Source organism: Streptomyces sp. R11 (genome assembly GCF_041051905.1).
GTDB lineage: Bacteria > Actinomycetota > Actinomycetes > Streptomycetales > Streptomycetaceae > Streptomyces.
Genome location: NZ_CP163432.1, coordinates 4,458,938 through 4,470,325, shown reverse-complemented (window position 1 = coordinate 4,470,325; position 11,388 = coordinate 4,458,938). Strand labels below are relative to the sequence as shown.

General features: G+C 69.9%; 17 protein-coding genes and 1 tRNA gene. 3 read left to right on the top strand and 15 right to left on the bottom strand.

Annotated features, from left to right (window positions below; translation table 11 throughout):
• Nucleotides 1-8 precede the first annotated feature (8 nt).
• Nucleotides 9-461 carry a MarR family winged helix-turn-helix transcriptional regulator gene (locus tag AB5J55_RS20430; protein ID WP_369272061.1) on the bottom strand — a complete coding sequence of 151 codons (453 nt, stop codon included), beginning with the start codon at nt 459-461 and terminating at the stop codon, nt 9-11.
• Between the two features lie 205 nt (nt 462-666).
• On the opposite strand from AB5J55_RS20430, the gene AB5J55_RS20425 reads away from it, so the two are divergent.
• Nucleotides 667-861 carry a hypothetical protein gene (locus AB5J55_RS20425; protein ID WP_148000232.1) on the top strand — a complete coding sequence of 65 codons (195 nt, stop codon included), beginning with the start codon at nt 667-669 and terminating at the stop codon, nt 859-861.
• A 12-nt stretch (nt 862-873) separates the two neighbouring features.
• Here AB5J55_RS20425 and AB5J55_RS20420 read toward each other — a convergent pair whose 3' ends face one another.
• From AB5J55_RS20420 to AB5J55_RS20380, 9 genes are all read right to left on the bottom strand, one after another.
• Nucleotides 874-1,632 (bottom strand): hypothetical protein, encoded by a 759-nt coding sequence (locus AB5J55_RS20420; RefSeq protein WP_369272060.1) that lies wholly within the window; start codon nt 1,630-1,632, stop codon nt 874-876.
• Nucleotides 1,633-1,681: 49 nt separating this feature from the next.
• Nucleotides 1,682-2,593 carry an RNA polymerase sigma factor SigF gene (locus AB5J55_RS20415; protein WP_369272059.1) on the bottom strand — a complete coding sequence of 304 codons (912 nt, stop codon included), beginning with the start codon at nt 2,591-2,593 and terminating at the stop codon, nt 1,682-1,684.
• A gap of 268 nt (nt 2,594-2,861) precedes the next feature.
• Nucleotides 2,862-3,716 carry an RNA polymerase sigma factor SigF gene (locus tag AB5J55_RS20410; protein ID WP_365061423.1) on the bottom strand — a complete coding sequence of 285 codons (855 nt, stop codon included), beginning with the start codon at nt 3,714-3,716 and terminating at the stop codon, nt 2,862-2,864.
• A 165-nt stretch (nt 3,717-3,881) separates the two neighbouring features.
• Nucleotides 3,882-4,175, bottom strand: coding sequence for a Dabb family protein (locus AB5J55_RS20405; RefSeq protein WP_369272058.1), 294 nt, complete (start codon nt 4,173-4,175; stop codon nt 3,882-3,884).
• Nucleotides 4,176-4,196: 21 nt separating this feature from the next.
• The gene (locus AB5J55_RS20400; protein WP_328880638.1) at nt 4,197-4,376 is read right to left on the bottom strand and encodes a hypothetical protein; all 180 of its coding nucleotides are present in this window, start codon (nt 4,374-4,376) and stop codon (nt 4,197-4,199) included.
• A 162-nt stretch (nt 4,377-4,538) separates the two neighbouring features.
• Nucleotides 4,539-4,623, bottom strand: a tRNA-Ser gene (locus AB5J55_RS20395).
• A 59-nt stretch (nt 4,624-4,682) separates the two neighbouring features.
• The gene (locus AB5J55_RS20390; protein ID WP_369276244.1) at nt 4,683-5,165 is read right to left on the bottom strand and encodes a nucleoside deaminase; all 483 of its coding nucleotides are present in this window, start codon (nt 5,163-5,165) and stop codon (nt 4,683-4,685) included.
• A gap of 74 nt (nt 5,166-5,239) precedes the next feature.
• A complete protein-coding gene (locus AB5J55_RS20385) occupies nt 5,240-5,770 on the bottom strand; it encodes a hypothetical protein (protein WP_369276243.1) in 531 nt (176 codons plus the stop codon).
• Nucleotides 5,771-6,085: 315 nt separating this feature from the next.
• Complete coding sequence (locus AB5J55_RS20380) at nt 6,086-6,271, bottom strand: hypothetical protein (RefSeq protein ID WP_362387036.1); 186 nt, start codon at nt 6,269-6,271, stop codon at nt 6,086-6,088.
• A gap of 138 nt (nt 6,272-6,409) precedes the next feature.
• Here AB5J55_RS20380 and upp point away from each other — a divergent pair, with 138 nt between their 5' ends.
• Nucleotides 6,410-7,045: a uracil phosphoribosyltransferase gene (gene upp / locus AB5J55_RS20375; protein ID WP_328880640.1), complete on the top strand. Its 636-nt coding sequence runs from the start codon at nt 6,410-6,412 to the stop codon at nt 7,043-7,045.
• Between the two features lie 128 nt (nt 7,046-7,173).
• On the opposite strand, the gene AB5J55_RS20370 is transcribed toward upp, so the two are convergent.
• Together AB5J55_RS20370 and AB5J55_RS20365 are read right to left on the bottom strand one after the other, a co-directional pair.
• Entirely contained in the window at nt 7,174-7,788 is a 615-nt protein-coding gene (locus AB5J55_RS20370) for a LytR C-terminal domain-containing protein (RefSeq protein WP_369276242.1), read from the bottom strand.
• A 135-nt stretch (nt 7,789-7,923) separates the two neighbouring features.
• Nucleotides 7,924-8,220, bottom strand: a complete 297-nt coding sequence (locus AB5J55_RS20365; RefSeq protein ID WP_003999914.1) for a type II toxin-antitoxin system VapB family antitoxin — start codon at nt 8,218-8,220, stop codon at nt 7,924-7,926.
• Between the two features lie 215 nt (nt 8,221-8,435).
• Between AB5J55_RS20365 and AB5J55_RS20360 the strand changes: the two genes are divergently transcribed.
• On the top strand, nt 8,436-10,064 hold the full coding sequence (locus AB5J55_RS20360) for a helicase HerA-like domain-containing protein (protein ID WP_369276241.1): 1,629 nt from the start codon (nt 8,436-8,438) through the stop codon (nt 10,062-10,064).
• Nucleotides 10,065-10,096: 32 nt separating this feature from the next.
• Here AB5J55_RS20360 and AB5J55_RS20355 read toward each other — a convergent pair whose 3' ends face one another.
• The 3 genes from AB5J55_RS20355 to AB5J55_RS20345 all read right to left on the bottom strand — a co-directional run bounded on the left by AB5J55_RS20355 (nt 10,097) and on the right by AB5J55_RS20345 (nt 11,360).
• A complete protein-coding gene (locus AB5J55_RS20355; protein ID WP_369272057.1) occupies nt 10,097-10,222 on the bottom strand; it encodes a hypothetical protein in 126 nt (41 codons plus the stop codon).
• Between the two features lie 47 nt (nt 10,223-10,269).
• Entirely contained in the window at nt 10,270-10,602 is a 333-nt protein-coding gene (locus AB5J55_RS20350) for a hypothetical protein (RefSeq protein ID WP_369272056.1), read from the bottom strand.
• Between the two features lie 86 nt (nt 10,603-10,688).
• Nucleotides 10,689-11,360: an HdeD family acid-resistance protein gene (locus tag AB5J55_RS20345; RefSeq protein WP_369272055.1), complete on the bottom strand. Its 672-nt coding sequence runs from the start codon at nt 11,358-11,360 to the stop codon at nt 10,689-10,691.
• Nucleotides 11,361-11,388: the final 28 nt, after the last annotated feature.

Below are 11,388 nucleotides of genomic sequence, written 5' to 3'. Positions count from 1 at the left end.
TCCTTTTCCTACTGGGTGATCGCGGGTGTACGGGGGGACTCGTCGAAGGACGACCTCAGCCGCGCCATGAGCCGGGTGAGCTGGGCGACCTCGTCATCGGTCCAGTCGCTCAGTCGCTCGGCGAGCATCTGCGTGGTGCACCGCGACAGCCGGTCCACCTGTGCCAGGCCCTCGGGCGTCAGGCGCAGGATGCGTGAGCGCTTGTCCGCCGGGTCGGCGGACCGTTCGATCCAGCCGCGCTCCACGATGTGGGCGACATGGCGACTGGTGACCGACATGTCCACGGCCAGCAACTCCGCGAGCTTGCTCATGCGCATGTCGCCGTGGCGGTCCAGCAACGTCAGGACGGCGGCGGAACCGGCGGGACAGTCGGACGGCAGGACCCGCCCCATCTCCCGCTTCACAGCGCCGAAGGCGCTGAACTGACGGACCAGCTCCTCGTACTGCGCCCGCTCGGCCATCACACCTCCGTCGTTTGTTGCTTAGGGCAACCATAGAAGCCATTGGTTGCTACAGGCAAACAAAAGGGCTGACCGGGCCGCAAAAACTTGGCAAAGGCAAGTATTGCGACCGTAAATGTGCAGGTCGGGTGGGTCCTGTGACCCCCTGTGCAGGGCGGGAGCCCCCACTTGGGCCGAACGGGCGGATTCGCTAGGGTCTCAGGCCATGGCTAACACCCAGGGCCCCCAGGGCAACCACGACCCCGCAGGCAGCACCCAGATGTTCCGCGCGTTCGTCGACGAGGGCCCGCAGGGCGGTCGGCAGCAGCAGGCCTCCTCCGGTCCCCGCATCGGCCTCATCGTCGGCGTGATCGTCGCCGTGGCGATCGTGGCGGCGGTGGCCTGGCTGGCGCTCAAGTAGACGCTGCCGGGTTCACTTCCACCGGACGGAGACGTCCTGCGTCTCGATGCGCATGCCGAGCGGCACCCGCCAGGACTCGACGCACACCGTCCAGCTCTTCTCCTTGCGCGCGCCGGCTCTGATCGGCGCCGGGAGTTCCTGTGACGACTCGATGGTCGCCCAGTCGATGCCCAGCGCGCCGATGATGTGGGTGCCGAAGGTGACGGTCCCCGAACGCACGGCTGTGCCGCCCGAGTTGTGGAAGTCGAGCGTCACCTTCTCGCACCAGCGCTTGTCGGTGGTCTCCCGTAGGGGGTCGCTCACGGTCAGCTTCGCGGGCGAGGGAGTGGTCGCTGGCGTCGAGGCCACGGGTGAACTGCTGGGCGGGGCCGCGGGGTCGGCCGGTGTGACCGCGCGGCCGGGGGTTTCACTCGGGATGCGGCCGGGACCCTCCATTCCTCGGTGCACTGCTTCCCGGGAGGCTGTCGGCTCCTGACTCCCGCCCTGATCAGGGGAGTTACCGCCACTCTCACCGCTGCCATCGCTGTCGTCGCCGCCCCCGCCGCCCTTCGGCCCGTCGAGCGGCACAAGCGTCACCTCGCCCGTCGGCGCGCCGGCCGTACCGGAGACGCGGGGCGGACCGCCCGCCGCGCCTGTCGCGACGTACCCGTCACCGTCTCCGCCGCCTCCGCACGCGGCCAGAGCCCCGCCCAGGCAGACGACGGCCGCCGAAGCGCCGATCACGGCGCGCCGACGGCCAGGTGTCGAGGTCGTCCATATCCGGCGAAGCATCGGGCCATGGTGGCTGACGCTCCGTCAAATATGAAGGGCACAGCAGGGGTCAGTCGGAGATGAGCCCTTCACGCAGCTGCGCCAGGGTCCGGGTCAGCAGCCGGGAGACGTGCATCTGGGAGATGCCGACCTCCTCGCCGATCTGCGACTGGGTCATGTTCGCGAAGAAGCGGAGCATGATGATCCGGCGCTCGCGGGGCGGGAGTTTGGCCAGCAGGGGCTTGAGGGACTCGCGGTACTCGACGCCCTCGAGCGCGGTGTCCTCGTACCCGAGCCGGTCGGCCAGGGAGCCCTCGCCGCCGTCGTCCTCCGGGGCCGGGGAGTCCAGCGAGGAGGCGGTGTACGCGTTGCCGACCGCGAGGCCGTCGACGACGTCCTCCTCGGACACGCCGAGCACGGTGGCGAGTTCGGTCACCGTCGGGGAGCGGTCCAGCTTCTGGGAGAGCTCGTCGCTGGCCTTGGTGAGGGCCAGCCGCAGCTCCTGGAGTCGGCGCGGGACGCGCACCGACCACGAGGTGTCACGGAAGAACCGCTTGATCTCGCCGACGACCGTCGGCATGGCGAACGTCGGGAACTCCACGCCCCGTTCGCAGTCGAAGCGGTCGATCGCCTTGATCAGGCCGATGGTGCCGACCTGGACGATGTCCTCCATCGGCTCGTTGCGCGAGCGGAAGCGGGCGGCCGCGTAGCGCACCAGCGGGAGGTTGAGCTCGATCAGCGTGTCCCGAACGTACGCGCGCTCGGGGCTGTGCTCGTCCAGTGCGGCGAGCCGCAGGAACAGGGAGCGGGACAGGGTGCGGGTGTCGATGTCACCCGAGGCCGGTACGGCCGGGACATCGGTTGCCGGGAGGGCCTGGGCCGGGACGGCCTCCAGAGCCGTGACGTCGTCGAGAACGGCGTCGGGCGCGGACTCGCTCTTTGTGAGCGTGAGCACCTTCGAGCTGCCCTGGTCTGCGGACATGCCACCCCCTTTGGGTCGCGGGACGGTCGTGGCGAACGCTCCGAACGAGGAACGCCAGCCTTCACCTGAATACCGGAGCCGAAGCCACGGCAAACGCGCTTCCCGAAGAATGTCACATGTCGGCAACACGCTGTAGTGACATGTCGACATGTGAGACTCGAATCCGCCCTGGATAAAGGGGGTCTGACGGTTTTTCAACAGGGAACTGTCGGGATCCACCCTGGTGAGCGATTCGCTCGCGGCGGTGACGACTCGATCCTGCTTGCGGTTACGCGTCGATCCGGTTCGCCGAACGCAGTCGCTGGAAGCTACGCGCGAGTAGCCTCGAAACGTGCATCTGGGAGACCCCGAGTTCCGCACTGATTTGCGATTGGGTGAGGTTGCTGTAGTACCGCAGAAGAAGGATTCTCTGCTCGCGTTCGGGGAGTTGGACCAGCAGGTGCCGGACGAGGTCCCGGTGTTCCACGCCGTCCAGGGCGGGGTCCTCGTAGCCGAGCCGGTCCAGCAGTCCGGGCAGCCCGTCGCCCTCCTGTGCGGCCTCCAGCGAGGTGGCGTGGTACGAGCGTCCGGCCTCGATGCAGGACAGCACCTCGTCCTCGGTGATGCGCAGCCGCTCGGCGATCTCGGCGGTGGTGGGGGTGCGCCCGAAGGAGGTGGTGAGGTCCTCGGTCGCGCTGTTGACCTGGACCCACAGCTCGTGCAGCCGGCGCGGTACGTGCACCGTGCGGACGTTGTCCCGGAAGTACCGCTTGATCTCGCCGACGACCGTCGGCATGGCGAACGTCGGGAACTGCACGCCCCGCTCCGGGTCGAAGCGGTCGATGGCGTTGATGAGCCCGATCGTGCCGACCTGGATCACGTCCTCCATCGGCTCGTTGCGGGAGCGGAAGCGGGCGGCCGCATAGCGCACGAGCGGGAGGTTGGCCTCGATGAGCGCCCCGCGCACGCGGTTGTGCTCCGGCGTGCCCGGCTTCAGGTCCTTGAGCTCCCCGAAGAGCACCTGGGTCAGCGCCCGGGTGTCGGCACCGCGGCTGCGGGGCGGCGGGGACGCGGGGGTGTCCTCCTGGGTCGGGGCTTGAGGCGCAGTACTGGCCGGCACGGTCAACTCCACCTCGTGATCCATCAACTCATCCGTCAAAAGCGGTCATAGCATCACAAGACAGTTCATTGTGTTCAAGTACCGCATAATCCCGTGTTGGGGATGGAACGCTGCGCAAGACACGCGAGAGCCCCCCGCCGTTCCGGCGGAGGGCTGCTGGGGTTCCGTGGGGAGCCGGGGGACCGCGGCTCAGAATTCGTAGTCGGCGATCACCCAGGTGGCGAACTCCCGCCACAGGGCGACGCCCGCCTGATGCTCGGGGTGCTCCGCGTAGGTGCGGAGGGCGGCGGTGTCCTCGAAGGCGGAGTTGATGGCGAAGTCGTAGGCGATGGGGCGGTCGCTGAAGTTCCAGCCCAGCTCCCAGTGGCGCAGCTCGGGGATCTTGCCCTCCAGCGAGCGGAAGGCCTCGACGCCCTCCACGACCCGCGGGTCGTCGCGCTCGACGCCCTCGTTGAGCTTGAAGAGGACCAGGTGGCGGATCATGAGTTCTCCCTGCGGCAGGACCTAGCTGTCGCCACCGTTGGCGATCCACGTCATGAAGTCGCCGATGGCCTGGGCGGCGTCCGATATGCCCTCGAACCCTATCTGCACGTAGTCGGCGGCCTTGGCCGGGTCCGTGATGATCACGTAGAGCGCGAAGACCACGACCACATAGACGGCGACCTTCTTCGAATTCACCGCCATCGCGGCCTCCCCTGTGGCTGCTGTTTCTGACTGTGTCTGCTGCGCCGAACGAGTCGAAAGAGCCGAAAGGGCCCCGTGTTACCGGCGGTGAGTGTAACCTTCGCGCCTCTCAGGAGATCAACAGCACGAAGGGCCCCGTCTGACGACGAGGCCCTTCTACAGCGGTAGCGGAGGGATTTGAACCCTCGGTGACTTGCGCCACACTCGCTTTCGAGGCGAGCTCCTTCGGCCGCTCGGACACGCTACCGAGGGAGACCTTACAGCACGCCCCGCCCTGCTCTGAAATCGGTATTCGCCGAGCTCGGATCACCGATTCCGGAAGAAGTCCGTGAGCAGCCGGGCGCACTCCTCGGCGAGCACGCCCTCGATCACCTCGGGCCGGTGATTGAGCCGCCGGTCGCGCACGACGTCCCACAGGGAGCCCGCCGCGCCGGCCTTCTCGTCCCGGGCGCCGTAGACGACCCGGTCCACCCGGGACTGCACGATGGCGCCCGCGCACATCGTGCAGGGTTCCAGCGTGACGACGAGCGTGCAGCCCGACAGCCGCCATTCTCCCGCGCGCCGCCCGCCACCACCCTTGCCGGAGGCGCTTAGCGGCGCCCCTCCCAATTGCGCGGCGGCCCTGCGGATCGCCAGGACCTCGGCGTGCGCGGTCGGATCGCCGGTCGCCTCGCGCTCGTTGTGGCCGGTGCCGAGCACGGTCGTGCCGTCGGCGGACAGCACGACGGCGCCGACGGGGACGTCCCCGCCCCGGACGGCCAGGTCGGCCTCGTCCAGGGCGAGCCGCATCGCGGCCCGCCAGCGGTCGCGTACGGGGTCGGGCACTTCGGGCCCCTCGGGTACCGACCCCGGGTCGAACGAGGTCAGCGGACGGTCTCCAGCACCTCCGAGGCGCCCAGCGCCTCGGCAATGGCGCCCAGCGCGTCCTCGGCGTCCAGAGCCTTCAGTTCCTTCTCGCCGACGCCGAGGTCGTCGAGGATCTCGCTGTCGCCGACGGGGCTGTGCGGGACGGCGCCCGCGCCGCCGCCCTCCTCGTCGTCATCGGAGTCGCCGTCGGGCTCCTCCGTGCCGTCGAGGTCCAGGGAGTCCAGGTCGGCGCTGTCGTCGCCGGGCTCCCTGCCGAGCAGTTCGTCGGTGAGCAGGATCTCGCCGTAGCTGCTGCGGGCAGCGGCGGCGGCGTCCGAGACGTAGATACGAGGGTCGTCCTCGCCGTCGATGCGGACGACGCCGAACCAGGCGTCCTCCTGCTCGATGAGCACCAGCACCGTGTCGTCCTCGGGCGAGGCTTCACGGGCCAGTTCGGCCAGATCCGACAGGGTCTCCACATCGTCGAGCTCTGTGTCGCTCGCTTCCCACCCGTCTTCGGTGCGCGCGAGCAGTGCGGCGAAGTACACCGTGACTCTCCCACTGGTCATAGGCGTGCCGGTTGGGGGTCCCCCCGGCGGAGGTTGGGGGCGGGGAGAGCTGTGCTCCGAGCCCACCCACTCGGAATCGTGGCAGAAACAATGCGTTCAGGGGACGTCTTCGGCTCCCTGTGTCCGGCAGTTTTGATCGCGTCGTCCCGAGGGGGTCCGCGAGCACGTCCGTGAAGGACTCACCAGCGCACTCGTTGCCGCCACGTGCGGATCGTACGCGGCTTTTCCAGGTGTCCACGCACGCCCACCGCCTCAACGCCCCCGAAGGGCGCGGATCTTCCCCGGTGCCTAGCCCTACCAGCGGAACGTTCGCATGCGCATGGCGTGGCGCAGCCGGGCCGTCTTGGCGCGGCGTGGCTGGACGCGGTCCCGCAACGCGCGGGCCTCGGCGAGCTCCCGCAGGAACTGTGCCCGGCGGCGACGGCGCGCGGAGTCGGCTTCCTCCTGCGCGGTGTCCGCCGGGGACTCACGGTCAGGCATAGGCACACCACCCCCGGTACGTCTCTCCCACTTTCCCTCCGATGGGCGGTTTGATGCCAGCGCACGGGCTAAGTGATGGCCCGGGGATTGCTGCGTGTGAGGACGCTGGGCATCCCGGGCCCGGTTACTGTTGTGGACATGCGTCTCCACGTCGTCGACCACCCCCTGGTCGCCCACAAGCTCACCGCGCTGCGCGACCAGCGCACCGACTCCGCGACCTTCCGCCGGCTCGCCGACGAACTGGTCACCCTGCTCGCCTACGAGGCCACGCGGGACGTGCGCACCGAAGCGGTCGACATCACGACCCCGGTCACCGACACCACCGGCGTCAAGCTCTCCTACCCGCGCCCCCTCGTGGTGCCGATCCTGCGCGCCGGCCTCGGCATGCTGGACGGCATGGTCCGGCTGCTGCCGACCGCCGAGGTGGGCTTCCTGGGCATGATCCGCAACGAGGAGACGCTTCAGGCCTCCACGTACGCCACGCGCATGCCCGAGGACCTCTCGGGCCGTCAGGTCTACGTCCTGGACCCGATGCTCGCCACCGGCGGCACGCTGGTCGCGGCGATCCAGGAGCTCATCAAGCGCGGCGCCGACGACGTCACGGCCGTGGTGCTGCTGGCCGCCCCCGAGGGCGTCGAGCTCATGGAACGCGAGCTGGCGGGCACGCCGGTGACGGTCGTGACGGCCGCCGTCGACGACCACCTCAACGAGCACGGGTACATCGTGCCGGGACTGGGAGACGCGGGGGACCGCCTGTACGGCGCCGCCGAATAGGACGGGCGGAACGCCTTTTCGCCGCAGGGGTGCGGATGTACGGGCGGCTGCCGGCCGGTCATGGCTGGTCGCGCCCACGCGGCGGAGCCGCACGGCAAGCACAGCCGCGCGCCCCTTGGCGGCGTTGCTCAGCAGCCCTGCTTCGAAGCGTCGGGCGTCGGCTCGGGGTTGGCCAGTGCGGTCAGCGCCTTGTCGGCGTCCGCCTTCTTCGTGAGCTCCTTGAAGCCGTTGCCGATGATCAGGTCGACGGCCGGGCCCTTGCGCGCGGGGTCGGTGCGGCGCTCGGCGGTGCCGAGCTGGGTGCCGAGGACGGGCAGTGCGGTGTCCAGGGCCGAGGACGGGCCGAGCAGTATCCCGGTGCCCTTGACCTTCTTGTCGAACTCCTTGGCCGCGTTGCCCACGTCGCCGATCTTGAAGCCGCGCTTCTTCAGCTCGTCCGCGGTCTGCTTGGCGAGGCCGCTGCGCGTCGTCGCGTTGAAGACGTTGACGGTGATCTTGCCCGGCTCGGGCAGCGGCGCCGCTGCGTCGGCCGAGGGCGTCGCACGGGACCCGCAGTCGGACTTCGGGCCGGCCGCCGAGGCCTTCCCGCCGTCCGTGAAGACATCGATGAGCTGCAGCGTGCCCCAGCCGATCATGCCTAGTACGGCGGCCGAGGCGACGGTGAGGACGACGAGCCTGCCGCGCCGCCGAGGACGGCGCATACGCGGGTACTTGTCCCCCTTGATCCGGTACTGGCCGCCCATGCCCGGGGGAGTCAGCATGCTCATGGGCGCAGCGTAGTGCGCCCGAGCGGCAATGCCTACTAGATGATCATTCGATACGCCCGGTCGTACCCGAAAGGGCCAACACCTGACGCCCGCGGGGCGCGCCGACCCGGGTTAGTCCAGTTCGAGGACGCGCGCGTGCAGCACCTGGCGCTGCTGCAGCGCCGCGCGCACCGCGCGGTGGAGGCCGTCCTCCAGATACAGGTCGCCCTGCCACTTCACGACGTGCGCGAAGAGGTCGCCGTAGAACGTGGAGTCCTCGGCGAGCAGGGTTTCCAGATCGAGCTGACCCTTGGTCGTCACGAGCTGATCGAGGCGGACCGGGCGCGGCGCGACGTCCGCCCACTGCCGGGTGCTTTCCCGGCCGTGGTCGGGGTACGGCCGGCCGTTTCCGATGCGCTTGAAGATCACACGGAAAGCCTACCGGTCAAGACCTTCCGGGCGCAGCCATGGCGACGCAGTGCGACGCTGGAAAAGCCGGGGCAAACGGAATGAAACGGCAAAGATCGAGACGGCGACGGCCAGATCGACGGGCAGTCGGGGTGGTGCGGGGGTTGCTCCGAACGGGGGGTACGTCGGAATTTCAGTGGGCGGAGGTCTGCATGAGTGAGCGAGAGCGCAGGGCCATGGGCGGGTCGGGGACCGTGCCGTCGGCCGGGGCTCCCGAGGTGCGGGGCAGTGCCGCCGCGCTGCCGCAGGAGGCCCTGGAGATCGCCGCCGGGTATGCCTTCGGCGGCCCCGCCCTCGATCTGGGCGCCCTGCTCTGGGACGGCCGGTGCCTGCCCGACGCGCAGGTCCGGGTGCCCCTGCCCATGCTGAACCGGCACGGTCTGGTCGCGGGCGCCACCGGCACCGGCAAGACCAAGACGCTCCAGCTGATCGCCGAGCAGCTGTCGGCGCAGGGTGTGCCGGTGTTCCTGGCGGACATCAAGGGCGACCTGTCCGGGGTTGCGGCGCCGGGGCAGCAGAACGACAAGGTGCGCTCGCGTGCCGCCGAGGTCCACCAGGAGTGGGCGGCGACCGGCTTCCCCGCCGAGTTCTACGCCCTCGGCGGCATCGGCCACGGCATCCCCGTACGGGCCACGGTCACCAGCTTCGGCCCGGTCCTGCTGTCCAAGGTCCTCCAGCTCAACCACACCCAGGAGCAGTCCCTCGGCCTGATCTTCCACTACGCCGACACCAAGGGTCTGGAGCTGGTCGACCTCAAGGACCTCAGGGCGGTCGTCGCCTTCCTCACTTCCGACGAGGGCAAGGGAGAGCTCAGGAGCATCGGCGGGCTCTCGACCGCCACCGCCGGGGTGATCCTGCGGTCCCTGACCGCCTTCGAGGCGCAGGGCATGGCGGACTTCTTCGGGGAGCCGGAGTTCGACACGAGCGAGTTCCTGGGGACGGCACCCGACGGGCGGGGCGTCGTGTCGGTCCTCGAACTGGCCGCCGTACAGGACAGACCGCAGCTGTTCTCGACCTTCCTGATGTGGCTGCTCGCGGATCTCTTCCACGACCTGCCCGAGGTCGGGGACGCCGACAGGCCGAAGCTCGTGTTCTTCTTCGACGAGGCGCATCTGCTGTTCGACGACGCGTCCAAGGCCTTCCTGGACTCGATCACGCAGACCGTGCGTCTGATTCGCTCGAAAGCGGTCGGCGTCTTCTTCGTGACGCAGACACCGAAGGACGTCCCCGCCGATGTGCTCGGCCAGCTCGGCAACCGCGTCCAGCACGCACTGCGCGCCTTCACGCCCGACGATCAGAAGGCGCTCAAGGCCACGGTGAAGACCTTCCCCAACTCGGCGTACGACCTGGAGGAGCTCCTCACCGGCCTCGGCACCGGCGAGGCCGTGGTGACGGTGCTCAGCGAGAAGGGCGCCCCGACACCGGTCGCCGCGACCCGGCTGCGGGCCCCCGAGTCGCTGATGGGCCCGGTCAAGGCCGGCGCGCTGGAGCGGGCGGTGTCGTCGTCCGCGCTGTACGGGCGGTATGCACAGGCTGTGGACAGGGAGTCGGCGTACGAGCGGCTCCAGTCGCGTGGCGGCAAGGGCCCGGACGAGATGCGCGAGCCGCGCGGCGGGAAGGGGCCCGACGAGATCCGCGAGGCGACGGGGGCGGCGGACCAGCGGGCTCGGCGCAAGGAGCAGCCCTCCGTCGTCGAGCAGGTCGTGGGCAGCGGCATGTTCAAGTCCCTGGCTCGGTCGGTCGGTACGCAGATCGGGCGGGAGATCACCCGGTCGCTGTTCGGCACGGCGCGGCGGAGGCGGTGACCTGGAGAGAGCCCGCCTCCGCCGCGCCAGCGTCAGCCGCGCTCCCGGGCCTTCGGGGGAAGCTGCGGCTTGGCCTTCTTCACCTGCGGCGTCGGCGTGTTGCGTACGGCCTCGGCGCGCAGCAGGGCGCGCAGGACCGCGTAGTGGTCGGTGGGCATGACTGTGCTCCTTGCGTCGTACTGACGGACCTCGTGGCTGGGGTCTGTCAGCAGCGCAGGACCACGGTGCGCAGGATGTGCGGGACGTACGGCTGCCCAGGCGGCGCGCAGGACCGAGGGGCCGGTGCGGCGCCGGGCGCCGGCCTCGGGGGCGGGGCCGGACGCGTCCGTACGGCGTTGCGCCGGTCGGCACGGGCCGGTGGCCGCAGGGCCGTGTCGAGGACGTCGTGCTCGGCGACCTCGCCGGATACGCCGACCGCGACGGGCAGGGCGTGTGCCTGGGCGTGCGCGCCCGGCACCAGCAACGCGAGCAGCAGCACGAGGACCCGCAGCCAGGCCCGGCTGCGCGAGTGGCGTCGTGCGGTACTCGCAGTACTCACGGAAGGTCATCTCCCCGGGGGCCGTACGGCGTTCATCCCGTTCGGCGTGAGATACGCCCGCACGGCGTACTGGTCCGCGGCGCGTATCACAGCTCGTGCGGGACCTGGCGCGCCCGCTGCCGCATCCGGATTCCGATGACGATCTCGACGACACCGACCGCCACCAGCCAGCACCCGCCGAGCAGCATCAGTACGGTGACCGATTCGATCGGGGAGTCGATCAGCACGATTCCGCCGACGATCGTGACGACACCGAGGAAGATCTGCCAGCCGCGGGCCGGCATGGACTTGTCGGAGGCGGCGGCCAGGGTCTGGGTGACGCCGCGGAAGAGCCAGCCGATGCCGATCCACAGGGCGAGCAGCAGGATCGACTGCATCGGGCGGCGGAAGCAGAACAGACCGAGGAGGACCGACACGGTGCCGCTGACGAAGGCCAGCACCCGCAGCGAGGTCGTCCGGTGCGTGCCGAACGCGGAGACCAGCTGGAAGACGCCGCTGATCAGGAGATAGAGCCCGAAGAGGACCCCGGAGACGAAGAGCGGGGCATCGGGCCACACCAGGACCAGGATGCCCAGGACCAGCGAACAGACCCCGGTGCCCAGCACGACCTGCCAGGCGGCCCGGGACAGGACGTGCAGGGGCCCTTCGAAGGCCGGCTCGGCCTCACGACCCGCTCCGGCCCCGGGCGGATGTCCCGCATGAACCCGCCGGTCGTCATAGTCCCGGCCCCCGAGGGGGCCACTCGGTGACTCGGTCATGCTCCATGCTGGGAACGTCCCCGTTCCG

Excerpts from the sequence above, each read along its gene's own strand:
- AB5J55_RS20400 (WP_328880638.1), bottom strand. The coding sequence starts at position 4,376 with ATGGCGGTGAATTCGAAGAAGGTCGCCGTCTATGTGGTCGTGGTCTTC.
- AB5J55_RS20420 (WP_369272060.1), bottom strand. The coding sequence starts at position 1,632 with ATGCTTCGCCGGATATGGACGACCTCGACACCTGGCCGTCGGCGCGCC.
- AB5J55_RS20360 (WP_369276241.1), top strand. The coding sequence starts at position 8,436 with ATGGGCGGGTCGGGGACCGTGCCGTCGGCCGGGGCTCCCGAGGTGCGG.
- AB5J55_RS20405 (WP_369272058.1), bottom strand. The coding sequence starts at position 4,175 with ATGATCCGCCACCTGGTCCTCTTCAAGCTCAACGAGGGCGTCGAGCGC.
- AB5J55_RS20380 (WP_362387036.1), bottom strand. The coding sequence starts at position 6,271 with ATGCCTGACCGTGAGTCCCCGGCGGACACCGCGCAGGAGGAAGCCGAC.
- upp (WP_328880640.1), top strand. The coding sequence starts at position 6,410 with ATGCGTCTCCACGTCGTCGACCACCCCCTGGTCGCCCACAAGCTCACC.
- AB5J55_RS20430 (WP_369272061.1), bottom strand. The coding sequence starts at position 461 with ATGGCCGAGCGGGCGCAGTACGAGGAGCTGGTCCGTCAGTTCAGCGCC.
- AB5J55_RS20425 (WP_148000232.1), top strand. The coding sequence starts at position 667 with ATGGCTAACACCCAGGGCCCCCAGGGCAACCACGACCCCGCAGGCAGC.
- AB5J55_RS20415 (WP_369272059.1), bottom strand. The coding sequence starts at position 2,593 with ATGTCCGCAGACCAGGGCAGCTCGAAGGTGCTCACGCTCACAAAGAGC.
- AB5J55_RS20370 (WP_369276242.1), bottom strand. The coding sequence starts at position 7,788 with ATGGGCGGCCAGTACCGGATCAAGGGGGACAAGTACCCGCGTATGCGC.
- AB5J55_RS20410 (WP_365061423.1), bottom strand. The coding sequence starts at position 3,716 with ATGGATCACGAGGTGGAGTTGACCGTGCCGGCCAGTACTGCGCCTCAA.
- AB5J55_RS20345 (WP_369272055.1), bottom strand. The coding sequence starts at position 11,360 with ATGACCGAGTCACCGAGTGGCCCCCTCGGGGGCCGGGACTATGACGAC.
- AB5J55_RS20390 (WP_369276244.1), bottom strand. The coding sequence starts at position 5,165 with ATGCGGCTCGCCCTGGACGAGGCCGACCTGGCCGTCCGGGGCGGGGAC.
- AB5J55_RS20355 (WP_369272057.1), bottom strand. The coding sequence starts at position 10,222 with ATGCCCACCGACCACTACGCGGTCCTGCGCGCCCTGCTGCGCGCCGAG.